The sequence below is a fragment of the Lentzea flaviverrucosa genome, from assembly GCF_003350445.1.
Classification (GTDB): domain Bacteria; phylum Actinomycetota; class Actinomycetes; order Mycobacteriales; family Pseudonocardiaceae; genus Lentzea; species Lentzea californiensis.
In genome coordinates this window covers 23,151-47,334 of the sequence record NZ_QQAU01000018.1, presented here as the reverse complement: position 1 = coordinate 47,334, position 24,184 = coordinate 23,151, and the positions used below count along the sequence as shown (strand labels likewise).

The window sequence follows — 24,184 nt, the reverse complement described above, 5'->3', positions numbered from 1 at the left end:
GGCGACGTGGAAACGCTCTGGTTCGTGCTGATCGCCGTGCTGTGGCTCGGCTACCTGTTCCTCGAAGGATTCGACTTCGGCGTCGGCATGCTGCTGCCGGTTCTCGGGCGCAGCAACCGCGAACGCCGAGTCATGATCAACACCATCGGGCCGGTCTGGGACGGCAACGAGGTGTGGCTCATCACCGCGATCGGTGCCACGTTCGCGGCCTTCCCCGGCTGGTATGCGGCGCTTCTGAGCGCCGCGTACCTGCCGCTCACGTTGTTCCTCATCGCGTTGATCGGCCGCGGTGTCGCGTTCGACTACCGCGGCAAGGTCGACAACCCGCGCTGGCGAAAGGCCTGGGACGCAACGATCGTGGTGGGCTCGTGGGTCGCCACGCTCAGCGTCGGCCTGCTGATCTCGACGACGGTGCTGGGCCTGCCGATCGACGCGAACGGTGACCGCGTCGGCGGTCCGTTCGCGGCGGTCAGGCTCGACACAGTGGTGGGGGCGCTCGCTTTCGCGGGATACGCGTTGGTGCACGGCGCGGTGTTCACGGCGCTGAAGACCGAGGGCGAGATCCGCGAACGGGCCCGCCGGATCGCGTTGCTCCTCGCGCCCGTCGCACTTCTGCCGCTAGTGGCACTGCTCGTGATCACCGCCGGCCTCTGGGCCACCGTGGTCGTGGCGATCCTCGGCCTCGCGATGTGGAGGCTGGCCGTGGACCGCGACGGACAGTCGTTCGCGTTGATGGGACTGGCGATCGCGGCGAGCGTCGTGGTGCTGTTCGGCACGCTGTACCCGAACGTCCTGCCGTCGACGCTGAACGACGCCTGGTCGCTCACGGTCGCCAACACGGCGTCGAGCCCGTACACGCTGAAGGTCATGACGTGGGTCGCCGCCTTCGGCACACCCGCGGTGCTGGTCTACCAGGGCTGGACGTACTGGGTGTTCCGCAAGCGGATCGGCGTCCAGCACATCCCGGCAGCGCACTGATGAAGCGAGGACCGCTGGGAGCACTGCCCCAGCTCTCCAGGAACGCCCGGCGCGCCCTCGTCGGGGTGGGCGCGCTGGCGTTCCTCAACGCCCTGGCGCTCGTCGCCCAGGCCGTCGCGCTGGCGTCGGTGATCACGACCCGTGAAGGTCTTCCGCTGCTGGCCGTGGCGATCCTGGCGCGGGCCGGCCTGTCGTGGGCGACGGAGTCCGCTGCCGCCCGTGCCGCCGCCGGCGCGAAGGAGGAGCTGCGGACCCAGCTGCTCGCCAAGTCGTTCGAACGCGGTCCCGGCTGGATCGCCGACCGCGGCACGGCCGAGCTGTCGGTGCTCGCGACCAAGGGCCTCGACGCGCTCGACGCCTACTTCACCCGCTACCTCCCCGCGCTGGTCACGGCCGTGATCGTGCCGCCGCTGGCCGGTGCGTGGATCCTCTTCACCGACTGGCCGTCGGCCGTGCTGATCGCCGTCACCGTGCCGCTGATCCCGGTCTTCGCCGCGTTGATCGGCTGGTACACCGAAAAGCGCGTCCGCAAGGCCGCCGACGTCACCGAACTGCTGTCGGCCCAGCTCATGGAGCTCCTGCGCGCCCTGCCGGTGCTCACCGTCTTCGGTCGAGCCAAGCAGCAGGCCGGTGCGGTCGAGCAGATCGGTGAGCAGCACCGCAAGGCCACGATGGGCACGCTGCGGATCGCGTTCCTCAGCGCGTTGGTGCTGGAGATCGCGGCGTCCTTGAGCGTCGCGCTGATCGCGGTCGGCGTCGGCATCCGGCTCGTGCACGGCGACATGACGCTGATGACCGCACTGGTCGTGCTGATCCTGGCGCCCGAGTGCTACCTGCCGCTGCGCGCGGCCGGTGCCGCCCACCACGCCAGCGAGGACGGCCTGGAGGCGGTCCGGCGCGTCGCCGAGGTCGTCGAGCACGAGGACAAGGCGAGGCCGCGGCTGCCCGGCGGTTCGGTGCACGTCGACAACCTGCGCGTGCTGCGGCGAGGCGGGTTCGCGCCCGACGGCATCAGCTTCGACGTCCGGCCGGGGGAGATCCATCGACTCGAGGGCGCGAGCGGTGCCGGCAAGTCGACGACGTTCCAGGTGCTGCTGGGCTTCGTGGAGCCGACGGACGGCACCGCGTTCGTGGCCGGCGACATCGCGTACGTGCCGCAGAAGCCCGCGTTCGCCGCCGCCACGCCCCGCGCCGAACTGGAGCTCACGGTTCCAGGGGCCGACGACGTCGAGCAGATCGCGGACGAGGTCGCGGCCCTGCATCTGCTCGACCGCCAGATCACCGACCTCTCGACCGGTGAACGCCAACGCGTCGCAGTCGCGCGCGCCCTGCTGAGGGTTCGTCACGGCGCGACGGTGCTGCTCCTCGACGAACCGACCGCGCACCTCGACCCGGTGACAAGTCGCAAAGTCGACAAAGCGATCAAGAGAGCCAGCGACACGGCGGCGGTCGTCCTCGCCTCGCACCGCGAGAAGGAGGCGACCGAGGACGAGACGGCCGCCAGGGTCGTCACCGAGGAGACGCAGGCGGAACGCCCGAAGCGCCTGCCGATCCCGTGGAAGGGCGCCGGGCTGGGCATCCTCGCGGCCGTCGCGGGCATCGCGCTGACCGCCCTGGCCGCCCACCTGATCGCCCGCGCCGCCGAGATGCCGCCGATCCTGACGCTGTCGGTGCTGGTCGTGGGCGTGCGGACGTTCGCGCTGAGCAAGGGCGTGCTGCGGTACGTCGAGCGGCTGGTCACCCACGACGAGACGTTCCGCCTCGCCAACGGCCTGCGCGCCGAGCTGTGGTTGCGGCTCGTGCGAACCCAACGGCGTGATGGCCTGCAACGGCTCGTTGAGGACACCGACACCGTGAGAGACCTCGTGCCGCGCGTGCTGGTGCCGCCGATCGTGGCCATCGGCGCGGGTGTCGCGACCACGGTCCTGTTCGCGTTCATCGACCCGGCCGCCGCGCTGACGCTGGGAGGTCTGCTGCTCGCCGCAGGCCTGGCCGCACCGGCCGTCGCCGTGTGGATGGAACGCCGAGCCAGCACGAAGCTCGCCAGGGGCCGCCGCAAGGTCGCCCGCGACACGATCAACGCCCTCGTCGCCGCACCGGACCTCATCGCGCACGACGCCCACCACCGCCTGCTGACCCAGCTGCACGCCGAGGACGTCGAGCTCGCGGGCCAGACCCGCCGGCAGGCGTTCGGCACGGGCGCGGCCACGGCGATCGTCCTGCTCGCGACCGGCGCGGCGGCCCTGATCTGCGCCACGACCGGCAACCCGGTGCTCGGTCTGGTGCCGCTCGCGCTCGCCGAACCGCTGGCCGCGTTGCCACTCGCCGCCCAGCAGCGCAGGGCGTTGCGGGAAGCGAGCGCGCGGCTGCAGTTCGACGCTCCGGAACGGCCCGAGCAGCCGCGCGGCAAGCGGATCCGGCTGGAGAACGTCGACGTCCGCTGGCCCGGCGCGACCGAGCCGACGCTGCGGGACCTCCACCTCGACGTCGAACCCGGCACGCACGTCGCGATCGTGGGCCCGTCGGGCAGCGGCAAGTCGACGCTGTTCGCGCTGCTCCTGGGCTTCCTGCAGCCGGAGCGGGGGATCGTCGAACTGCCGCGCGCCACCTGGTGCCCGCAGGAACCGATGCTGGTCAGCACGACCGTGAGGGAGAACCTGCGGATGTCGGGTCAGCACGACGACGAGGCGCTGCGGGAGGCCCTGCGCAAGGCGTGCCTGCCGGAGTGGACCGACCGGCTCGACACGGTGATCAGGCCGGACCAGGTGTCGGGCGGTGAGGCGCAACGGCTGGCGCTGGCACGGGCGTTGCTGCACGACGCCGACGTGGTGCTGCTCGACGAGCCCACCGCGCACCTGGACGAGCCGACCGCGCGCAGGCTCCTGGATCAGCTCAGGCAGGACGGCAGGACGGTTCTGCACATCACGCACCGCCCGGACGAGGCGGCGAGGGCGGACCTGGTGCTGGACCTCGGCACACCCGCATACCGTTGAGGACCATGGACCCCTCTCTGGCGCGGCGCGTGCTCGTCGCGTCCACCGAGATCACGTCGGCGGCGCTGGAAGACCCGGAGAACGTGCTGCGGCTCGTGGTGGAGGCGGCCGCGGAGATCGCGGACGCCGACCTCGGCCTGGCCATGCTCGCCACCGAGGACGACGACGGCACGCTGACGGTGGAGGCGTCCAGCGGCGAGCCGATCGTCGCGACGCTGAGCCCGCGCAGTGCCGCCGCCAAGGCCGCGCGCACGGGCGTTCCCGTGATGGCCGACGACGTCACGAACGACCCGCGCACAGCCCCGTACGTGCCACAGCCGTTGCGCGTCTACGGGCCGTTCGCGGTGGCGCCGTTCGGCACCTCGGACCGCAAGATCGGCGCTCTGGCGGTCTACCGCCGCAGGGACAAACCGCCGTTCACGCAGGAGACGGTGGACGTGCTGACGGCGTTCGCGGCCCAGGCGGGCCTCGCGGTCGTGCTCTCCGAGGGCTTCACGGCACGGCAGCGCGTCGCGGTCTACGAGGAGCGCGAACGCATCGCCCGCGACCTGCACGACGTGATCATCCAACGGCTCTACGGCGCCGGCGTGCAGATCAGCCTGCTGCAACGCCGTCTCGGCAAGAAGCTCGACGCGGGTCAGCGCGCCCGCATCGAGGAGGCCGTCGACCTGGTCGACGAGACGATCGCCGAGGTCCGCGCGACCGTCCGCAAGCTGCGCAACACCGACCCGGCCGACTCCGCCGACCTGCACGACTCGATCAAGGCCGAGGTCCGCACGGCCGGCGAGCTGCTCGGCTTCGCGCCGCGCCTGCACGTGGCCGGCGACCTGGCGAACGTGCCGCGCAAGCACGCCGACGACGCGCGGGCGGCGTTGCGTGAGGCGTTGTCGAACGTCGTGCGGCACTCAGGCGCGACGAACGTCCAGATCGACGTACGGCGCGATGAGAAGCATCTGCTGCTGCGCGTCGCGGACAACGGGTGCGGCATCCCGTCCGGCGTGACTCAGCGCGGGCTGCGACACCTCGCCGAACGGGCGAAGTCCGCGAGCGGGGACTTCCGCGTGGTGAGTTCGCCGAACGGGACGACGCTCACCTGGTCCGTCCCCGTTTAGCCACCCACGCGGCGGCCTGCGTCCGCCGTTCCATGCCGAGTTTGGAGAGAACGGACGTCACGTAGTTCTTGACGGTCTTCTCCGCGAGGAAGAGCCGTTCACCGATTTGGCGGTTGGTGAGGCCCTCACCGATGAGTTCGAGCACGCGCTGTTCCTGGTCGGTGAGGCCGACCGGGGCCGGATTGCGCATCCGTTCGAGTACTCGGCTTGTGGTCGCGGGATCCAGAAGGGACCGTCCAGCTGCGACCTCGCGCACGGCCGTGACGACGTCCTGACCCCGAACCTGCTTGAGCAGATACCCCGACGCCCCGGCCATGATCGCGCCGACGAGCGCTTCTTCGTCGTCGAATGCGGTCAGCACGAGGCAACGAATGCCAAGGTCCCGCAACGACCGGCACAGGTCGACCCCGCTGCCGTCCGGCAACTGGACGTCGACCACCGCCACGTCGGCCGGGGTCTTCCGAGCCCGCGTCACCGCCTCGTCGACGGAACCGGCCTCGGCGACGACCGAGATGTCCTCCTCGTCGTCGAGCATCTCGCGCAGTCCTCTGCGCACTACTTCGTGATCATCAACCAACAAAACGCGCACTGGCACGAATCCACCGTACGTCGAATGGCTGTTCCTGAGTGTGACTCGAATTGGCACAGTTCTTGTCATGGCAGAAGGCTCGGTACGACCGGTCGAGGAAGCAGATCGCATAGTTGTCGCCCGACTGGTTCTCGAGCTATGGGGAGCGCACACCTCCGTCGCGCACGGCGAGGTGTTCTTCCCGGCGAGTCTGCCGGGCTTCCTCGTGGAGAAGCAGGGCCAGGTGCTGGGTCTGCTGACCTACGCGGTGGCGAACCACCAGCTGGAGATCGTCACGATCGACGCGCTTCGGCGAGGCCGTGGCGTCGGCACCGCGCTGGTCGACGCCACGGTCCGTCAGGCGCGCACGCTCGGATGCAACCGGGTGCGCCTGACGACCACCAACGACAACCTCGACGCGGTCCGCTTCTACCAGCGCCGCGGGTTCAAGCTGGTGGCTCTGAGACCGGACGCGGTCCGTGAAGCGCGCAAGCTCAAGCCCGAGATCCCCGCGGTAGGTGAGTTCGGCATCCCCATCACGGACGAGCTCGACCTGGAACGATGGGTCGCGCCACGGCAGTAGTCCACAAGCATCCACAGCTCTGTCCACAGGGTTGTGCACAAGGGTTGTGGACAGCTGGGGCCTGTTTCGACACAGGCCCTAGACGTGCAGCGGGTTGAACGCCTCGTCCCACGCGGCGGCGACCTGGTGGGCGCACGTGGACGGTGTGACGCCTCCGACCCCGGTGCCGAGTCCCGGCATCGCGATGGTGTGGACGGTGTCGCGCACGAGCGTGCCGTCTTCAAGGCGGCCGGTGAGCCAGAGCATCAGCACTGCCCGTGCGGCGAGGTACGGGTGGACGGTGTCGACCGGCAGCCGTTCGCCGGGCCGGCGCATCGTCGGGGCGCTGATGAGCCACGCCGGCTCGGTCTCGCCGGTCGCGACGATCTGCGCCTCGCCCACCGGGAGCTCACCGCCGTGCAACGCCAGAACGGCGCTGCGGACGTTGCTCTCGACCTGGGGGAACGCTGTGGCGTAGACGGCGTCGATGCCCCCGCGCATCCAGCCCTGCGAGTTCGCCGGGCTGACGATGGCCTGCGCGTGGATGTCCAGAACGGACCCGCGGTGCACCCGCACCCCGGCGCGGCCGTCCGCGACGGCGAGCCAGGCGTTCGCCATGGGTTCGTCGACCGCGCACAACACGAGTTCAGGCGCTAGAGCGGGCACGCCCCAAGCATTCCAGTTCGAACGGTCCCGGCGGAACCCAGGATTGGCCACTGACACAGGCGTGATTCGCGCCTCGTCGGCCGCACTACGCTGACTCGGTGCCTCGCATTGCGTACTTCGGACCACAGGGGACCTTCACCGAGCAGGCCGCCATGCGGTTCGAGGGTGAACTCGTTCCGTACGAGACGATCCCGCTCGCCGTCGCCGCCGTGCGCGACGGTTCGGCCGACTTCGCGTGCGTGCCGATCGAGAACTCCGTCGAAGGCGCTGTGCCCGTGACGCTCGACGTCCTCGTGCGCGACGAGCCGGTCGTCGCCGTGGCCGAGACGGTGCTGGACGTCCGGTTCAGCGTGCTGGTCCGGCCGGGCACCACCGAGATCCGCACCGTCGCCTCGCACCCGCACGCGCTGGCCCAGGTCCGCGAGTGGATCGCCGCCACGCTGCCCGGCGCGACCTCGATCGCGACGTCCTCGACCGCGGCCGCCGCCGCTGCCGTCGAGCGCGGCGAGTTCGACGCGGCCGTCTCCGCCCCGGTCGCCGTCCACCACTACGAGTTGGACGAGTACGCCACCGACGTCCTGGACGTGCCCGACGCGCGCACGAGGTTCCTGCTGCTGCGCCGTCCGGGGCAGCTGCCTGAGCCGACCGGCGCAGACCGCACGAGCGTCGTCGTGACCACCCCGAACCGCGTCGGCGTGCTGTCCGAGCTGCTCACCGAACTGGCGTTGCGTGGCATCAATCTCACCGGCCTCGAATCGCGCCCCCAGAAGGGCAAACTGGGGACGTACCGCTTCTACATCGACGTCGAGGGGCACATCGCAGAGCCGAGGATCGGTGACGCGCTGGCCGCGCTGCACCGACACTCGCGCGAGATCCGGTTCCTCGGGTCCTTCCCGAAGGCCGACCACGAGCCCGCAGAGGCTCACAACGCCGAGTTCGCCGCAGCCGCCTCCTGGGTCGATGCTGTCAGAAAGGGCGAGCGCGGGTGAGGTTGCTGCTGGTCAGGCACGGTGAGACGGCGTCGAACATCGAACGCAGGCTGGACACGGCCATGCCAGGCCCCCCGCTCACCGCACTGGGCCTCAAGCAGGCCCGCGAACTGGCCGACGCCCTCGCGGGCGAGAACATCACCGCCGTCTACGCGAGCATCGGCCTGCGCGCCCAGCAGACCGCCGCCCCGACCGCCGAACGCTTCGGCCTGCCCGTCCAGGTCCTGCAGGGCATCGAGGAGATCCAGGTCGGCTCGCTCGAGGGCCGCAACGACACCGAGGCCTACAAGACCTACCTCGACACCGTGATCGCGTGGGCCGAGGGCGCGCTGGACGTGCCGTTCCCCGGCGGCGGCGAGACCGGGCAGCAGGTGCTGGACCGGTTCCTCGGCGCCATCTCGACCATCCGGGCCGACGGCACCGTCATGGTCGTGACGCACGGCGGCGCCGGGCGGATGGGCGCGCTGGCGCTGGCGTCCAACGTGCCGGTGGAACTGGCCGAGAACCTGCTGCCGAACACCGGCGTCGTGGTGCTGGAGTCCGAGGGCGAAGGCTGGGTGTGCCGGTCCTGGGCCGGCGTGGAGATCTAGTCCGATCTCACGCGGCGAGGTCGAGCCACTCGCCGACCTTCAGCACCTGTGCGCGCGGTCCGGCGTGCTCCCGGAACTCCTTCTCCGGGTCGGCGACCTCGACGTAGCCGGGCAGCTTCACCGGCTGCTCCATCTCGTAGTGGATCGGCACGGCGTGCCAGGCACCGAGGATCTTCGCCGCCGCCGCGGCCTGGAGCGGGTCCATCGCCGCGGCCACGGGGCTCGGCGGCTGCAGGTGCGGCGCGTCGACCACCGCGCCGTTCGCGGGCAGGAACGCCACGTCGAACGGGCTGAAGCGGCGTGCCACCAGCCACCACCAGCCGTGGAACATCGTGTCGCCGCCGTGGAAGACGCGCTGCCCGTCCGCCTCCACCACCCAGTTCAGCTGGGGATCGCCCAGCCCGTCGATCGACGGCACGGCCGTGACCTCGAACGGCCCGACCTGACGCATTTCCCAGGTGTCCACCACCTGCGCGGCCAGGTCGTGCTCGACCAGCTCGCGCTCGCTCAGCAACGTCGCCACGTTGTCGACGTCGTCCCCGTACCCGCGAGCCGGGCGGAGCACCGGTGCTCGCGGTGTCAGCACCTCCGCCAGCGCCGTCGCGTCGGTGTGGTCGCGGTGCAGGTGCGTGACCAGCGCGGCGCTCACCTCCCCGTCCGGTTGCGCGAGCCCGATGCCGGGCCGCCAGCCCGTGAACAGCGGCGACACGTCCTTCACGTAGTCGATCACCAGCCGTTCGCCCCGTGCCTCGATCTCGACCCCTGCCCACCCCAGTCGTCTCACTCGCATGAGCGGAATTTAGCGTACGTGCGTTCTCCAAATCAATAGAGAACGTACGTACGCTAAACTCCGGCCATGTCACCGCGTCGCTCCGCCGCCGAGGCGCTCCTCACCCGAGGCCGGATCCTCGGCCGCGCCGCCGAGATCGCCTCGGAGGAAGGGCTCGACGGCATCACGATCGGCCGCCTGGCCGAGGAACTGGAGATGAGCAAGTCCGGGGTGCACAAGCACTTCGGCACCAAGGAGACCCTGCAGATCTCCACCCTCGACAAGGCGTTCGTCGACTTCTGGCACCGCGTGGTCGAACCGGCGCTGACCTCGCCGCCCGGCCTGCGACGCCTGCGCGTGGTGTGCGACAACTCCGTGGGTTACCTGGCCGAACCGCTGCTGCCCGGCGGCTGCCTGATGACCGCGGCGCTCAGCGAGTACGACGGCCGTCCCGGCGCGGTGCGCGACGCGGTGGCCGAGGTGTGGTCGCGCTGGCAGGGACAGCTGCGGGCGGACCTGGTCGCGGCGGTGGAGGGCGGCGAACTGCCCGAGCGGTTCGACGTCGACCAGGCGCTGTTCGAGATCCTCGCCGCCGGCCTGGCGCTGAACGCGGCCATGCAGCTCCAGCACGACCAGGCGGCGCCCGGCAGGGCTCGCCGGGCGATCGAGCGCGCGCTCGACCAGTCCTGAACGGGGTCCCCCGTGCGGGGGAGGCCGCTCAGCCCCAGCCCAGTTCGTGCAGCCTCGCGTCGTCCACCCCGAAGTGGTGCGCGATCTCGTGCACCACGGTGATGATGACCTCCTCCACCACGTCCTCCTCGGTGTGGCAGATGTCGAGGATCGCCTCGCGGTAGATGAAGATGTGGTCGGGCAGCGTGCCCCCGTAGTCGGAGTTGCGCTCCGTCAGCGCGATGCCCTGGTAGAGCCCGAGCAGCGAGGGTTCCTCGGGGTTGCGGTCCTCGACCAGCACCACGACGTTGTTCATCGCGTGCATGAAGTCGGGCGGGACGAGGTCCAGTGCCTCTTCGACCAGTTCGTCGAAACGAGCCCTGGTCATCTCGACGGTCATCGGTTCTCGGTGCTCGACGGAGGCGGGCTGGAGGAGGGCTTGTCGGGCTTGTCCGAGTCCGACGGCTTGCCGGACTCCGACGGCTGCTTGCCCGACTCGGAGTGCAGCGGGGCGCCCGTGGGCTCGTCCTGCGCCCTGACCGACGTCGTCTGCGGCGGGTTCGCGGTGGTCAGCGGCGCGCCGTTGGGGTTGCGGACGCTGCCCTCCCACGCCACCAGGTTGTTGCCCTGGGGAACCGCGCCGATCTTGCAGTTGGCCTTGCGGGAGCCGACGGCCCAGCTCTCCTCGGCACGCGTGTCCCACGTGACCAGCAGGTTCTTGGCCTTCAGGTCGGCGCCGCCGGTGTACTCGGCGGCGATGGCCGCGCACTTCTCGGACATCGAGGAGTCCTGTGCCTCGAGCGCCACGAACGGGCCCTCGGGGTGCTGCACGACGCCGACGATCTCGAACGCGTGCGGCTTGGCGCACTCGATCGGGTCACCCACCGTGTTGTTCTCGGCCAGCGCCACGCAGACACCGGGGTCGTAGACGGCGGACTGGTCCTGGGTCTTCGCGCTGCCGAACGACGGCAGGGCGGCACCGGACGGGGCGGTGACCTGCAGACCGCACCTGAGCTGGCGATAACCGCTCGACCAGCGGCCTTCGTCCGGGTTCAGGGTGCTGACGCCGTACTTGCCCTTCGGGTCGAGCTTGCCGCCCATGTAGGTGGTCGACGCCTGGGCGCAGTTCTCCTGCGCGATCTTCTCCCAGGTCTCGGCGTTCGGGAACGGCGCTTCCTTCGGGTACGCGGCGGTGATGTCGGCCGTGCCGGTGACCTCGAACTTGTGCGCGGCCGAGCAGTCGACCTTCTGCGCGTCCGACAGGTCGGCCTTCTCCCAGTTGAGGCACTCGCCCACGGCGGCCTGGTACGCGGCGTTGACGAGCTCGCGCTTGGTGCTGAGCGGGCCTCCTGCCAGCACAGACGTGAAAGCGGAGAGCATCAGCAAGCCAAAAGCGCCCACGAAGGCACCGGCCATCACAAGCCGCGTGTCGCGGATGTGACCGGATCGACTCAACCAACCGGCGCTCGGAGACATCTCATCCATGATGCCCGTGCCGTGTGAGACGGCTGTGCGCCGGGTTGGGTCGAGTGTTGCTATTAGGACACTCGTCACTCAATTGGCCGTGTTTCAGCTGTCTCGCTAGGTACCTTGCCCGCGGGAGTGGTGATGACTGACAACAACCTGCCAGGACCTGGCCAGCCGACGCCCCAGCCTGGGTCGCCGTCGGGACAGCCCGGCCAGCCGCAACAGCCCGGCCAGCCACAGCAGCTGCCGCCTTACCGGCCTGCGCCGCAGCAGGCCGGCCAGAACCAGCCGCAAACGAAGGGCAAGGTGCGCCAGCAACAGGCCGGCGTGACCAAGCCGCGCCAGGCCACGGTCGCCGAGCAACGCGCTCGTGCCGCCGCGCTGAAGGCGCAGCAGGAGCGGTTCGCCGCCGAGTCCGCCGCGTTCGAGAAGAAGCGCAAGACGCGCAAACGCCTGCTCATCGGCGGTGGCGTCACCGTCGGCGTGATCGCGCTCGTCGCGATCTGGTACGCGGCAGCGAGTCCGAAGAACGTCACCGCGCAGTGCACCGACTCGAACAACGTGATCGTCGACGACGACTACTGCGACGAGTCGTACTACCGCAGTCACGGTGGGTACAGCAGCGGTGGCTTCATCTACATCGGTGGCACGTCGTACCGCTACAACTACGGCGGCACGGGCTCCGTCGGCCAGAAGGCGGTCGGCGGCAGCTACACGGTCCCCAAGGGCGCGAACGTCACGACGAAGTCGGGCACGTCCGTCCAGCGCGGCGGCTTCGGCGTCAGCAGCGGTTCGAAGAGCACCGGAGGCTGAGCACACTTGCGTCGTGAAACCTCCCAGCCGCGGCCGAACTGGCAGCGGACGGTCTCGGACCAGGGGTTGGTGTTCGGCTCACCCGCGAAGTACGCGAACGGCGCCGACCGTCCGTACTGGGACGAGTCCGTGCACTACGTGTTCGAGATGAGCGACATCCTCTCGCTCGAAGCCGATGTCGAACTGCTCCACTCCATGTGCCTCGACGCCGTCGACAACGTGGTGCTCACCGAGCGGTACCGCGACTTCGGCATCCCCGAGTGGGTGTGGCCGCACATCGCCGAGTCGTGGCGCCGCCGCGACCCGCACGTCTACGGGCGCTTCGACCTGCGCTACGACGGCTCGGGTCCCGCGAAGCTGCTCGAGTACAACGCCGACACCCCCACGTCGCTGCTGGAAGCCGCCTACATCCAGTGGTACTGGAAGGAAGACGTCTTCCCGGACGGCGACCAGTGGAACTCGCTGCACGAACGCCTGGTCGAGCGGTGGACGGAGATCGGCGCCAAGCTGCCCTCCAGCGAACTGCACTTCACCTGGTCGGGCGCCGACCCGTCCGGCGAGGACCACCTCACGATCGCCTGCCTGCAGGAGACCGCCGCCGAAGCGGGCCTGAACACCGTGGGCCTCGCGATCGAGGAGGTCGGCTGGGACACGTTGCTCAACCGGTTCGTCGACCTCGAAGAGTCCCCGATGGGCACGGTCTTCAAGCTCTACCCGTGGGAGTGGGTGGTCGAGGAGCAGTTCGGCCGCCACGCCGTCGAGTCGCTGCCCGGCACGCTGTGGGTCGAGCCGCTGTGGAAGATGCTGCTCTCCAACAAGGCGCTGCTCGCGGTCCTGTGGGAGATGTACCCCGGTCACCCCAACCTGCTCCCCGCGTACCTGAACGACCCCGGCATGCTGACCGAGTACGTGCGCAAGCCGCTGCTGGGCCGCGAAGGCTCGAACATCCAGATCGTCGCCCCGGGCTACGAGACGCAGACCGGCGGCGTGTACGGCAAAGAAGGCTTCGTGTACCAGCTGTTCGATCCGCTTCCGGAGTTCGACGGCTACCGCCCCGCGTTGGGTGCCTGGGTCGTCGGCGACACGTCGGCGGGCCTCGGCATCCGGGAAACGGTCGGTCTGGTGACCGACGATGGCGCGGCGTTCGTGCCGCATCGAATTGTTGAGTAAGACTCCGAAAGGGAACAGGTAATGGACTACACGACGCTCGCGTTGGACCCCGGCTTCGGCTCGGCCATCGGCCGGGGCATCGGCGCGATCGCGCTGTACGCCGTCGTCGGTCTGGTCCTCATGGTGTTCGGCTTCTACGCGATCGACTGGACGACGCCGGGCAAGCTGTCGATCCTGGTCCGCAACGGCGCGCCGAACGCCGTGATCGTCACCGCCTCCGGCCTCGTCTCGATGGCGCTGATCGTCGTCGTCGCCATCTACAGCTCGGCGGGCAAGCTCGACGAGGGCCTGCTCTCCTCGCTGATCTACGGCCTTCTCGGCATCGTCGTGCAGGTGGCGGCCGTCCGGTTGCTGGAGTGGGTGACCCGTCTGGACATCGGCTCGCTGATCGAGTCGGACCGCTTCGCCCCTGCCTCCGTCGTCGTGGCCGCCGCGCACGTGGCACTGGGTCTCGTGGTGGCTGTCGCGATCATCTAGCACCCGCTGTGCAAAGGGACCCGGTGCTCATGGGGCGCCGGGTCCCTTTTGCACGCGCGTGCCTCGCTGACCTCGATATCCGGATGAAGCGCGGATCGGGTGGGGACTACCCTTCGCAGGGTGATTGACCTCAAGGTGTTGCGCGAGAACCCGGAGACAGTGCGCGCGTCGCAGCGTGCCCGTGGCGAGGACGAGGGCGTCGTCGACAGCCTGCTGTCCGCGGACGAGCGCCGGCGGTCCGCCATCTCCCGCGCGGACACCCTGCGCGCCGAGCAGAAGGTGCTCGGCAAGGAGGTCGGCAGGGCCAAGGGCGACGAGCGCGCCGCCCTGCTCGTCAAGGCGAAGGACCTGGCCGCCGAGGTCAAGGCCGCCGAGGCCGAGCAGAACGCCACCGCAGACGAGGTCAACGAGCTCCTCGCGAAGATCCCGAACCTGGTGCACCCGGACGCGCCGGTCGGCGGCGAGGACGACTTCGTGGTCGTCAAGACCGTCGGTGAGCCGCGCGAGTTCGACTTCGAGCCGGTCGACCACCTCGACCTGGGCACGAGGCTCGGCGCGATCGACATGGAGCGCGGTGCCAAGGTCGGCGGCTCGCGGTTCTACTTCCTCAAGGGCGTCGGCGCGCAGCTCGAGATCGCGCTGCTCAACATGGCGGCGGCGCAGGCCACGGCCAACGGCTTCGAGCTCATGATCACGCCCACGCTGGTGCGGCCGGAGATCATGGCGGGCACCGGCTTCCTCGGCGCCCACTCGAGCGAGATCTACCACCTGCCGGCCGACGACCTGTACCTCGTCGGCACGTCGGAGGTGCCGCTCGCCGGCTACCACGCCGACGAGATCCTCGACGGCGAACGCCGCTACGCGGGCTGGTCGTCGTGCTACCGCCGCGAGGCCGGCTCGTACGGCAAGGACACCCGCGGCATCATCCGCGTGCACCAGTTCAACAAGGTCGAGATGTTCTCCTACGTCAAGCCCGAGGACGCCGAGGCGGAGCACGCCAGGCTGCTCGGCTGGGAGGAGGAGATGCTCGCCAAGATCGAGGTGCCCTACCGCGTCATCGACACGGCGACGGGCGACCTCGGCACGTCGGCGCACCGCAAGTTCGACTGCGAGGCCTGGGTGCCGACGCAGCAGAAGTACCGCGAGCTGACGTCGACGTCGAACTGCACGACGTTCCAGGCACGCCGCCTGAACGTCCGCTACCGCGACGAGAACGGCAAGTCGCAGATCGCCGCCACGCTCAACGGCACGCTGGCGACCACCCGGTGGATCGTCGCCATCCTGGAGAACCACCAGCAGGCCGACGGCTCCGTGGTGGTCCCCCAGGCGATGCGTCCGTTCATGGGCGGCCTGGAAGTGCTCAGGCCGAGGTAGTGGCCAGCTCGGGCTGCCGTTCCGGAACGTCGGCGGCGGCCCGGGCGGCCTTCCGCTCGTTCAGCTTCCTGATCAGCTTGCGACCCTGGTCGATCATCGGCTGCTCGACCCAGCGGAACAGCAGGTCCGCCATCAGCAGCGACACGAGCGTCACCGCGATGCCGGCGGCGGTGCGGTGCACGGCGAGCGCCGGGATCGAGAGCGCGACGACGGTTCCGGCGACGCCCTGGATCAGGTAGAGCGAGTACGACCGGTCACCGACGAAGGCCATCGGCCGCAACGAGAGCAACCACTGGATCGGGCCGCCTCGCAGCGTCGAGACGATCAGCAGGCCGACCGACAGGCCGTACAGCGCGACCGGCAGCAGACCGCCGGTTCCTCCGACGAGAGCGTCGATCTCCCCGATGTTCGTTTGCACGACGACCGCCGCGGCCAGCGCGGGCACCGAGACGAGCGGGTGCGTGAAGGGGCGCAGCACTCCGAAGGATCGCGGGCTGTGCAGCAGGAACGCCAGCAGACACCCTGAGATGATCATGAAGTACGCGGCCGGGCTGACGTACGGGATCTCCATGAAGTGGCCGACCGCCGCGAGTGCCATCAGCCCCAGCGTCATCGGGAGCCGGCGCTTGAGCGTGAAGGCGCCGATCGTGAACATCAGCGCGGGCCAGACCAGGTAGAACTTCTGCTCCACGCCCAGCGTCCACGACTGGCCGAAGACCTGTCCCGGCGGTGCGAACTCGTTGGTGAAGGTCAGGTAGAACGGCATGACGGAGGCCAGGCCGCTGCTCGTGTACTCGTGCCGCAGCCACGCGAACGCCACCACGATGCCCAGGACCACGTAGTAGACGGGCAGGATCCGGAACGCCCGGCGCACGTAGAAGTCGCGGATCGAGATGCGGCCGTTGCGGCTCTCCTCGCGCAGCGCGAGTGTGGTGATGAGGTAGCCCGACAGCACGAAGAACAGGTGCACACCGATCCAGCCGTTGAGCCGCGCCCACTGCGGCCCCGCGTAGTGGAAGAACACGACCATGACCGCGGCGATGGCCCGCATTCCGTCGAGTGCGGGGAACCGTTTCATCGCCAGGTACTCGCCGTGGGTGAGTGTGCGCATGCTTTCGGTCCCCCCATGGGATTACGGCATAACTGGATCGGGTGAGTATCGCAGCAGGTCGTGATGATCTGTCTGGCTGGTGTCAGTCCATCGAGCTGGTCAGGCGGTCGGCGACGTGCTTGGCGATCTCCAGTGAACCCGTTGCCGCCGGTGAGGGCGCGTTCAGAACGTGCACCTGACGCGGCGCGGTCTCGATGAGGAAGTCGTCGACCAGCGAGCCGTCCGGCAGCATGGCCTGCGCCCGCACACCCGCCTCGGACCGCACCAGGTCGTCCTCGCGCACGGCGGGTACGAGCCGGGCCAGCGAGGCGGCGAAGCGCCTGCGAGACAACGACCGCAGCACCTCCTCGGCGCCGGTGCGGGCGTACTTGCGGGCCAGGCGCCACGTGCCGGGGAAGCGGGCGACGTCGGCCACGTCGGCCAGGGAGAAGTCGCGCCAGCGGTAACCCTCGCGGCGCAGTGCCAGGACGGCGTTGGGGCCGCAGTGCACGCTGCCGTCGAGCATGCGGGTGAGGTGCACGCCGAGGAACGGCAGCGTCGGGTCCGGCACCGGGTAGATCAGGCCGCGGACCAGGGACGTGCGGCGCAGCTCGAAGTACTCGCCGCGGAACGGCACGATGCGCGCCGACGGGGTGAGACCCGCCAGCCGCGCCACGCGGTCGCTGTGCAGGCCCGCGCAGTTCACCAGCGCGTCCGCCTTGACCACGCCCTGCGGCGTCGCGACCTCCACGCCGCCGGAGGAGGCCGGGCGGATCGCGAGCGCGGGGGAGCTCAGGCGCAGGTCGTGCTCGGACAGCAGGCCCACCAGCGCGGTGCACACGGCGGAGTAGTCGATGATCGCCGTGCTCTCCACGCGCAACGCCGCCACGCACGACACCTCGGGCTCGTACTCGCGTGCCTGCGAGGCCGAGATCAGCTTCGCCGGGACGCCGTTGGCCTCCGCGCGTGCCGCGAGGTCGTGCAGACGGGGGAGCTCGGACTCCGAGGTCGCGACCACGAGCTTGCCGCACACTTCGACCGGGACGCCGTGGTCGCGGGCGAACGCGATCATGGACGCGTTGCCGGCGACGGACATCCGCGCCTTGAGCGAGCCCGGCTTGTAGTAGAGGCCGGCGTGCACGACGTTGCTGTTGTGGCCGGTCTGGTGCGCGCCCCAGACGCGTTCCTTCTCCAGCACCGTCACGCGGGAGCCCCGCCCCGCGAGCTCGTTCGCCACCGCGAGCCCGACGATTCCGCCACCGATCACCACGACATGTCGCACGACGGACACGCTAGTGCCCGAGAACCGGCAGAACGTCCGCCGCGACCTCCTCGACCACCGACTCGCTGCCCGCGTACACGCCGTCGTGCCGCGGCCAGTGCGCCACGACGTCGGTGAAGCCCAGCGCGGCCGCCCTGCCCACGGCGTCCTGGAAGCACTGCGCGCTCGACAGCGAGTACACCGGAGCGGAGTCCAGGTTCAGGTAGCGGTGCACCCGCGTGGTCCTGCCCTCTGTGGCCAACGTCTCGCTGAACTGCTCCGACAGCGTGTGCACGCCGCGCCACCACGCCTCGACGTCCTCGGTCGGCGGGCCGGTGGTGACCCAGGCCTGGCCGAACTTCGCGGCGATCCGCATCGCCTTCGGGCCGTTCGCGGCGACGAGGAACGGCAGCCGTGGGCGCTGCACGCAGCCGGGTGCGCTGCGGGCCTCCTCCGCCGCGTAGAACTGGCCCTGCCACGACGTGCGGTCCTTCACCAGCAGCTGGTCGAGCAGCTCGACGAACTCGGCGAACCGGGCCGTGCGGTCCTGCGGCAACGGCGGCTTGTCGCCGAGAACCGTCGTGTCGTACCCCGCCCCACCTGCGCCGACGCCGAGCGTGAACCGGCCGTCCGACACGTCGTCGAGCGCCAGCAGGTCCCGCGCGAACGGCACGGGGTGGCGGAAGTTGGGGCTCGCGACGAACGTGCCGAGCCGGATGTGCGACGTGACCATGGCCGCGGCTGTGAGTGTCGGCACCGCGCCGAACCACGGGCCGTCGACCAGGGTGCGCCAGCCGAGGTGGTCGTAGGTCCACGCGTGGTGGAAGCCGTACTCCTCGGCGGCGCGCCACTTGGGTTCGGCCATCCACCACCGGTGTTCGGGAAGGATCACGATTCCAGCGCGCACGATCGTTAAGGTAACCAGCTGTTCAGCCGCTGACGAACTTGGACCAGGCACCATGGGGGCGTGGAACAGCCCAGATTGGTCGCATCGGACGTCGACGGAACCCTGCTCACCCCGCCTCCGAGCGACACCGTGAGCCCTCGCACGGCCTCGGTCGTCGCCCGCGTGCTGGAGGCGGGCGTGCCGTTCGTCCTGGCCACCGGCAGGCCGCCGCGGTGGGTGCCGCAGATCGCCGAGGCCGCCGGGCTCGACGGCCTCGCGGTGTGCGCGAACGGCGCGGTGCTCTACGACATCGGCCGCGACGAGATCGTCTGGGCGCGCACGCTCTCCCCGGTGCAGTTGCACGACATCGTCTCGACCATCGACAACGCCCTGCCCGAGTGCACGTTCGCGGTCGAACGCGTCGGCACCGCGCAGGACGACACCACGTTCGTGGCCGAGCTGAGCTACACGCACCCGTGGCCGGAGGGCCCGAACGTGGGCGTGACCCGCGGCGAGACGCTCGGCCACCCGGCGATCAAGCTGCTGGTCAGGCACACGGGCATGACCAGCGGTGAGATGGCCGCCGGGATCGAGCAGGTCCTCGGCGGGCAGGTCGACCTGACCTTCTCGACGAACAACGGCCTGGTCGAGCTCGCCGTGCACGGCGTCACCAAGGCGAGCGGGCTCGCCGACGTGGCCGAGCGGTTCGGCGTGTCCCAGCAGGACGTCATCGCGTTCGGCGACATGCCCAACGACGTCGAGATGCTCCGGTGGGCCGGCCACGGCGTGGCGATGGCGAACGGGCACGAGGCCGCGCTCGCCGCCGCCGACGAGGTCACCGCGCCCAGCTCCGAAGACGGTGTCGCGATGGTCCTCGAACGCTGGTTCTAACCGACCAGGGGCTTCGCGGCCTCGGCCTCGGTCCACCACTTGAAGGCGACCTCCAGCTCGGCCGGGATCTCCGAAGGCAGCTGACCGGCCTCGTACGCGCTGGTCAGCGCCTCGATCGCGGCGTCGGAGACGCCGGAGCGGCTCATGCCGACGGAGTTGACGCCGTGCGCCCGGATCGGGCTGCCGTACGCGCGGGCGAACGGGGGCACGTCCTTCGAGACGGGCGTGCCCATGCCGATCATGGCACCGGCGCCGATGACGCGGCGCTGGTGCACGGCGGCGTTCATGCCGACGTTGACCTTGTCGCCGATCTGCACGTGGCCGCCGAGCGACACCCCGGCCGACAGCGTCACGCCAGAGCCGACCAGGCTGTCGTGCGCCACGTACACGCGGTTGAGCAGCCACGAGTCGGCGCCGATGGTCGTCGCCCGGGACGAGCCCTGGTGGACGGTGCTCAGCTCGCGGATGACGACCCGCGCGCCGATGTGCACGCCCGCGTGCGCCAGCGAGCCGTCCCACGCCCGGTTGTGCTCGGCCGAGGTGATCTCCGGCGGCGTGCCGATGACGCAGCCCGGCCCGATCCACGTCCCGTCCCCGACGACGCACGGTCCCAGCACGACCGCGCCGGGACCGATGGTGATCCCGTCTCCGAGCTCGACGCCGTCACCGACAACAGCACTGGGATGGATGTGGTTGACCACGGGCGTCCGATCAGGAGGGGGAAACAGGCGACGTAGCCCATACGGGTAGCGTGGGGCCCCGCGTGCAGGCCAGAGCACTGTACCGGCCGCGCCGGTGGAGATCCCCGAAGGCGAGAGACTGCTGAATGATCCCGATTACTGTTGTTGACGTCGCCGCTGCCGAGCAGCTGGTGGTCCAGGTGTTGCGCTCGGGAGCCATCGCCCAGGGCCCGATGGTCAAGCGCTTCGAGGATGCCTTCGCGGGCGTCGCGGGTGTTCCGCACGCCGTGGCCGTGAACAACGGGACCACCGCGCTCGTGGCGTCGCTGCAGGTCCTCGACCTGCAGCCGGGTGACGAGGTCATCACCTCGCCGTTCACCTTCGTGGCGACGCTGAACGCGATCCTCGAGGCGGGCGCCACCGCGCGGTTCGCCGACATCCGCGAGGACGACTTCAACATCGACGCGGACAAGGTGAAGGACGCCGTCACCCCGAACACCAAGGTGCTCATGCCCGTGCACCTCTACGGGCAGATGGCCGACATGGGCAAGATCATGCCCGTCGTGCAGGAGCACGGTCTCGCGCTCGTCGAGGACTCGGCGCAGGCCGTCGGCGCCACCTACGAGGGCCGCCCGTCCGGCAGCTTCGGCCTCGGTTGCTTCTCGCTCTACGCGACGAAGAACATCACCACCGCCGAGGGCGGCGTCATCACGACGTCGGACGACACCCTCGCGGACCGGCTGCGCGTGCTGCGCAACCAGGGCATGCGGGCCCGCTACCAGTACGAGGTCGCCGGTCACAACTACCGCATGACCGACATCCACGCGGCGATCGGCATCCCGCAGCTCGAGAACCTCGAGACGATCACCAAGGCGCGCCAGGCCAACGCCGAGACCCTGAACAAGGGCCTCGCCGGCATCAAGGGCCTCCAGCTGCCGCAGGTGCTGCCGGGCCGCACGCACGTCTGGCACCAGTACACCGTGCTGATCACCGACGACGCCCCGATCAGCCGCGACGAGTTCGCCGCGAAGCTGACCGAGAAGGGCATCGGCAACGGGATCTACTACCCGAAGACGGTGTTCGACTACGACTGCTACCGGGACAACCCGAAGGTCGTGATCTCCGACGTGCCGGTCGCCGAGCGCGTCGCCCGCCAGGCCCTGTCGCTGCCGGTGCACCCGAAGCTGACCGACGCCGAGCTCGACACGATCATCACGACGGTTCGCGAGGTGCTGGGCGCATGAGCAACCTGCCCCGCATCGCGGTCGTCGGCGTCGGCAACATGGGCTCGCTGCACGCCCGTGTGACCGCCCAGTCCGAACGCGCAGAGCTCGCGCTGATCGTCGACCCGCGCGAGGAGATCGGCAAGGCCGCCGCGGACAAGTTCGAGACGACGTGGGCGCCCGAGATGGGCGACCTCGACGGCATCGACGCGGTCATCCTCGCGTCCAGCACCGAGAGCCACCACGGCCTCGCGCTCCAGGTGCTGGAGAAGAACAAGCCGCTGCTGGTCGAGAAGCCGGTCTGCGCCTCGCTGGAGCAGACCGAGGAGGTCCTGAAGCTCTCCGAGGCCAAGGGCCTGCCGATCATGTGCGGCCTGCTGGAGCGCTACAACCCGGCCGTCATGACCGCCCTCGGCCTGATGACCGAGCCGGTGTACGTCTCGGCCCAGCGCCATTCCCCGTACGCGCCGCGCATCCTCACCGGCGTGGCCTGGGACCTGCTGGTGCACGACGTCGACCTCGCGATCCAGTGCTTCGGCGGCGCCGACCCCGTGGGCGTCTCGGCCGGCGTGGCGCAGTTCCACCCGTCGTCGGTGCCGGGCGCGGAGGACGTGGTCGACACGCTGCTCACGTTCCCCTCCGGCGGCATCGCGAGCGTCTCGGCGAGCCGCATCGGCCAGCGCAAGATCCGCCTGCTGACGATCCAGGAGCTGGACCGGTCGATCGAGGTCGACCTGCTGCGCCGCGACGTGACGATCTACAAGCACATCTCGCACGACTCCGACCCGGACGGCCGCGGCTACCGCCAGCAGACCGTCATCGAGATCCCCGAGCTGGTCACAGCACGTGAGCCGCTCGCGACCCAGCTCGACCGGTTCCTCGACCTCATCGCGGGCAAGCTGGACGCCGATGACGAGCGCCGCCGCATCCTGCCATCGCACCGCGCCGTCGCCGAGGTCAAGGCGAAGTCCGCCGCGGTCGTCAGCTGACCCCGAGGAACTGAACTCTGATGGGTGCATTCGTCGTTCTGGCGTTCATCCTGCCCGGCCTCGCGGTCGGGCTCGCGCTGCGGCTGAGAGGCTGGACCCTCGCGGCCGCGGCGCCAGTGCTGACCTTCGGCACCGTCGCGCTCGGCACACTGGTGCTCGGCAACCTCGGCATCTCGTGGAACCTGCTGACGCTCGCGCTGTGGTCGGCGGTGCTGGCCCTGGTGGTCGGCGTCGCCACCTGGCTCGTCGCCCGCCGCTCCGGCGATGAGCCGCTGATCGAGGAGCCGAAGCGCTCGCTCGGCGAGAACCTCGTCGTCCTCGGCGGTGTCGTGCTCGGCATGGCCGTGGGCGCGGCGACGTTCCTGCGCGGCATCGGCGGCACGCTCAGCACGGTCAACCAGGACTGGGACGCGCCGTACCACGGCAACGCCATCCGGTGGATGTCCGAGCACGCGACCGCGCTGCCGTCCGCGCTGGCGCAGATCGCGAACCTGCCGGCAGGCACGAAGTACTTCTACCCCAACACCTACCACGCGCTGCTGGCTCCGCTGCTCGACAAGGCGGTGGGCATGCCGGAGCTGCTGAACCTCGCGGCGCTCTCGGTGATCCTCGCGTGGCCGCTGGGCATCGCGGCACTGGCGCTCGCGTGGCGCATGCCGCCGCTCGGCGCCGCGATCGCCGCCGCCGTCTCGACGTGGTTCACGGCGTTCCCGTACGACTCGCTGTGGCGCGGTCCGCTGTGGCCCTACGTCGCCGGCGTCGCGCTGGTGCCCGCCACGATGGCCATCGCGCGCAAGATCATGACGACGCGGGGCCTGACCGGCCCGCTCGGCCTCGCGCTCGCGGTCGCCGGTCTCACCGGCCTGCACACGAGCCTCGTGTTCATCGCGTTCGCCTACATCCTGATGCTGGTGCTCGCGCTGGTCTTCAGGCTGGAGCCGATCGACTGGAAGGCGAGCTGGAAGCCGCTCGCCCTCACCGCGGCGCTCGGACTGCTGGCCGTCATCCCGGTGATGCTGCCCGCCCTGGTCCAGTCCGCCGGCGTGACCGGCGCGCAGTGGGACGAGTTCGCGTCGCCCGCGGAGGGCATCGGTCAGACGCTGCTGTTCTCCCCGGTCGTCGCGTTCCCGCAGTGGTTCCTCGGCGTCGCGGCGATCGTCGGCATCGCGCTGATGATCAAGCACCGCACCATGTTGTGGGTCGTCGGCGCGTGGATCCTGCTGGGTGCGCTGTACGCCGGCACCGCGTCGCTGAACACCCCGCTGATCAACTCGCTCAGCGGCCCGTTCTACAACGACGCGTGGCGGTTCGCGGCGCTGCTGCCGCTCGCCGGCGCCATCGCCGTCGGTGAGCTGGGTCAGACCGTCGCGACCGGCCTGACCGCGAAGCTCGGCTCCCGGGTCAGTCCGCAGCGGGCCGCGTTCGTCGTGCCCGTCGCGTTCGGTCTCGCCGGTGTGCTCGTGCTCGGCCTGCTGGGCAAGGGCGCCTACATCGGCCGCAACGCGGAACGCCTGTCGGAGACCAACAACGAGGGCGCGACCGTCACGAGGGGCGAACGCGAGGCCTACAAGTGGCTCGCCGAGCACTCGAAGGACCGCCCGGTGGTCAACGACCGGCTCGACGGCTCCGTGTGGATGTACGCGCTGGCCGGCGTGAAGCCCGTGGAGTGGACGTTCTACGGCGCGGACGAGAAGACCAACGCCGGGCAGATCACCTGGCACCTGCAGGACATCGACAAGGACCCGAACGTCCGCAAGGCGATCAACGCCCTGGGCGTGAAGTACGCCCTCGTCGGAGCGGGTTACGTGCGGTCGAACTCGCGGCCCGCGCCGGGGTTGATGGCCCTGGAGCGGTTGCCCGAGGTGCGGAAGGTCTACGAGAACCCGCAGGCCACCATCTACGAGTTCGTCGAGCCGGGCACCGGCAAGACTTCCTGACGGCACAAGCAGAAGAGGGGCCCGCCGGCA

General features: G+C 70.0%; 24 protein-coding genes. 15 read left to right on the top strand and 9 right to left on the bottom strand.

Going from position 1 to position 24,184, the window contains the following annotated elements; translation table 11 throughout:
• Positions 1–6 precede the first annotated feature (6 nt).
• From cydB to DFR72_RS39155, 3 genes are read left to right on the top strand one after another with little or no spacing between them, the layout of a single operon-like run.
• Positions 7–978: a cytochrome d ubiquinol oxidase subunit II gene (cydB, locus tag DFR72_RS39165; protein ID WP_090072140.1), complete on the top strand. Its 972-nt coding sequence runs from the start codon at positions 7–9 to the stop codon at positions 976–978.
• Positions 978–3,971 carry a thiol reductant ABC exporter subunit CydD gene (cydD, locus tag DFR72_RS47620; RefSeq protein WP_090072142.1) on the top strand — a complete coding sequence of 998 codons (2,994 nt, stop codon included), beginning with the start codon at positions 978–980 and terminating at the stop codon, positions 3,969–3,971. The genes cydB and cydD overlap by 1 nt, the downstream gene beginning before the upstream one ends.
• A 5-nt stretch (positions 3,972–3,976) precedes the next feature.
• Complete coding sequence (locus DFR72_RS39155; protein WP_090072144.1) at positions 3,977–5,083, top strand: GAF domain-containing sensor histidine kinase; 1,107 nt, start codon at positions 3,977–3,979, stop codon at positions 5,081–5,083.
• Here the strand turns inward: DFR72_RS39155 and DFR72_RS39150 are convergent.
• Positions 5,061–5,678 (bottom strand): response regulator, encoded by a 618-nt coding sequence (locus DFR72_RS39150; protein ID WP_256240256.1) that lies wholly within the window; start codon positions 5,676–5,678, stop codon positions 5,061–5,063. The genes DFR72_RS39155 and DFR72_RS39150 overlap by 23 nt on opposite strands.
• A 61-nt stretch (positions 5,679–5,739) precedes the next feature.
• Between DFR72_RS39150 and DFR72_RS39145 the strand changes: the two genes are divergently transcribed.
• Positions 5,740–6,234, top strand: a complete 495-nt coding sequence (locus DFR72_RS39145) for a GNAT family N-acetyltransferase (RefSeq protein ID WP_090072148.1) — start codon at positions 5,740–5,742, stop codon at positions 6,232–6,234.
• Positions 6,235–6,312: 78 nt separating this feature from the next.
• On the opposite strand, the gene DFR72_RS39140 is transcribed toward DFR72_RS39145, so the two are convergent.
• On the bottom strand, positions 6,313–6,831 hold the full coding sequence (locus DFR72_RS39140) for a macro domain-containing protein (protein ID WP_090072280.1): 519 nt from the start codon (positions 6,829–6,831) through the stop codon (positions 6,313–6,315).
• Positions 6,832–6,977: 146 nt separating this feature from the next.
• On the opposite strand from DFR72_RS39140, the gene pheA reads away from it, so the two are divergent.
• Positions 6,978–7,868, top strand: coding sequence for a prephenate dehydratase (gene pheA, locus DFR72_RS39135; RefSeq protein ID WP_090072150.1), 891 nt, complete (start codon positions 6,978–6,980; stop codon positions 7,866–7,868).
• The gene (locus tag DFR72_RS39130; protein WP_090072152.1) at positions 7,865–8,458 is read left to right on the top strand and encodes a histidine phosphatase family protein; all 594 of its coding nucleotides are present in this window, start codon (positions 7,865–7,867) and stop codon (positions 8,456–8,458) included. Before pheA ends, DFR72_RS39130 begins: the two co-directional genes overlap by 4 nt.
• A gap of 7 nt (positions 8,459–8,465) precedes the next feature.
• Here the strand turns inward: DFR72_RS39130 and DFR72_RS39125 are convergent, their stop codons facing one another.
• Positions 8,466–9,248, bottom strand: a complete 783-nt coding sequence (locus DFR72_RS39125) for an MBL fold metallo-hydrolase (protein ID WP_090072154.1) — start codon at positions 9,246–9,248, stop codon at positions 8,466–8,468.
• 66 nt (positions 9,249–9,314) lie between these two features.
• On the opposite strand from DFR72_RS39125, the gene DFR72_RS39120 reads away from it, so the two are divergent.
• Positions 9,315–9,917, top strand: a complete 603-nt coding sequence (locus tag DFR72_RS39120; RefSeq protein ID WP_090072156.1) for a TetR/AcrR family transcriptional regulator — start codon at positions 9,315–9,317, stop codon at positions 9,915–9,917.
• A gap of 28 nt (positions 9,918–9,945) precedes the next feature.
• On the opposite strand, the gene DFR72_RS39115 is transcribed toward DFR72_RS39120, so the two are convergent.
• A complete protein-coding gene (locus tag DFR72_RS39115; protein WP_090072158.1) occupies positions 9,946–10,296 on the bottom strand; it encodes a metallopeptidase family protein in 351 nt (116 codons plus the stop codon).
• Positions 10,293–11,297, bottom strand: coding sequence for a septum formation family protein (locus tag DFR72_RS39110; protein WP_245983832.1), 1,005 nt, complete (start codon positions 11,295–11,297; stop codon positions 10,293–10,295). The genes DFR72_RS39115 and DFR72_RS39110 overlap by 4 nt, the downstream gene beginning before the upstream one ends.
• Positions 11,298–11,504: 207 nt before the next feature.
• On the opposite strand from DFR72_RS39110, the gene DFR72_RS39105 reads away from it, so the two are divergent.
• From DFR72_RS39105 to serS, 4 genes are all read left to right on the top strand, one after another.
• A complete protein-coding gene (locus DFR72_RS39105) occupies positions 11,505–12,176 on the top strand; it encodes a hypothetical protein (RefSeq protein WP_245983831.1) in 672 nt (223 codons plus the stop codon).
• A gap of 6 nt (positions 12,177–12,182) precedes the next feature.
• Positions 12,183–13,346 carry a glutathionylspermidine synthase family protein gene (locus DFR72_RS39100; protein ID WP_090072164.1) on the top strand — a complete coding sequence of 388 codons (1,164 nt, stop codon included), beginning with the start codon at positions 12,183–12,185 and terminating at the stop codon, positions 13,344–13,346.
• 21 nt (positions 13,347–13,367) lie between these two features.
• Positions 13,368–13,823, top strand: a complete 456-nt coding sequence (locus DFR72_RS39095; RefSeq protein WP_090072166.1) for a DUF350 domain-containing protein — start codon at positions 13,368–13,370, stop codon at positions 13,821–13,823.
• Positions 13,824–13,943: 120 nt separating this feature from the next.
• Entirely contained in the window at positions 13,944–15,197 is a 1,254-nt protein-coding gene (gene serS, locus DFR72_RS39090) for a serine--tRNA ligase (RefSeq protein ID WP_090072168.1), read from the top strand.
• On the opposite strand, the gene DFR72_RS39085 is transcribed toward serS, so the two are convergent.
• From DFR72_RS39085 to DFR72_RS39075, 3 genes are all read right to left on the bottom strand, one after another.
• The gene (locus DFR72_RS39085) at positions 15,184–16,308 is read right to left on the bottom strand and encodes an acyltransferase family protein (RefSeq protein WP_090072170.1); all 1,125 of its coding nucleotides are present in this window, start codon (positions 16,306–16,308) and stop codon (positions 15,184–15,186) included. The two genes, serS and DFR72_RS39085, sit on opposite strands and share 14 nt — an antisense overlap.
• Before the next feature lie 82 nt (positions 16,309–16,390).
• The gene (gene lhgO, locus DFR72_RS39080) at positions 16,391–17,569 is read right to left on the bottom strand and encodes an L-2-hydroxyglutarate oxidase (protein ID WP_090072282.1); all 1,179 of its coding nucleotides are present in this window, start codon (positions 17,567–17,569) and stop codon (positions 16,391–16,393) included.
• Between the two features lie 10 nt (positions 17,570–17,579).
• Entirely contained in the window at positions 17,580–18,455 is an 876-nt protein-coding gene (locus DFR72_RS39075) for an LLM class flavin-dependent oxidoreductase (protein WP_090072172.1), read from the bottom strand.
• Between the two features lie 60 nt (positions 18,456–18,515).
• Here DFR72_RS39075 and DFR72_RS39070 point away from each other — a divergent pair, with 60 nt between their 5' ends.
• Entirely contained in the window at positions 18,516–19,325 is an 810-nt protein-coding gene (locus DFR72_RS39070; protein ID WP_090072174.1) for an HAD family hydrolase, read from the top strand.
• Here DFR72_RS39070 and DFR72_RS39065 read toward each other — a convergent pair.
• Entirely contained in the window at positions 19,322–20,026 is a 705-nt protein-coding gene (locus DFR72_RS39065; RefSeq protein WP_090072176.1) for an acyl-ACP--UDP-N-acetylglucosamine O-acyltransferase family protein, read from the bottom strand. The genes DFR72_RS39070 and DFR72_RS39065 overlap by 4 nt on opposite strands.
• A 125-nt stretch (positions 20,027–20,151) precedes the next feature.
• On the opposite strand from DFR72_RS39065, the gene DFR72_RS39060 reads away from it, so the two are divergent.
• From DFR72_RS39060 to DFR72_RS39050, 3 genes are read left to right on the top strand one after another with little or no spacing between them, the layout of a single operon-like run.
• Complete coding sequence (locus DFR72_RS39060; protein ID WP_090072178.1) at positions 20,152–21,249, top strand: DegT/DnrJ/EryC1/StrS family aminotransferase; 1,098 nt, start codon at positions 20,152–20,154, stop codon at positions 21,247–21,249.
• Positions 21,246–22,217 (top strand): Gfo/Idh/MocA family protein, encoded by a 972-nt coding sequence (locus DFR72_RS39055; RefSeq protein WP_090072180.1) that lies wholly within the window; start codon positions 21,246–21,248, stop codon positions 22,215–22,217. The genes DFR72_RS39060 and DFR72_RS39055 overlap by 4 nt, the downstream gene beginning before the upstream one ends.
• A gap of 20 nt (positions 22,218–22,237) precedes the next feature.
• Positions 22,238–24,154 carry a DUF6541 family protein gene (locus DFR72_RS39050; RefSeq protein WP_090072182.1) on the top strand — a complete coding sequence of 639 codons (1,917 nt, stop codon included), beginning with the start codon at positions 22,238–22,240 and terminating at the stop codon, positions 24,152–24,154.
• The last annotated feature ends 30 nt before the right edge of the window (positions 24,155–24,184 follow it).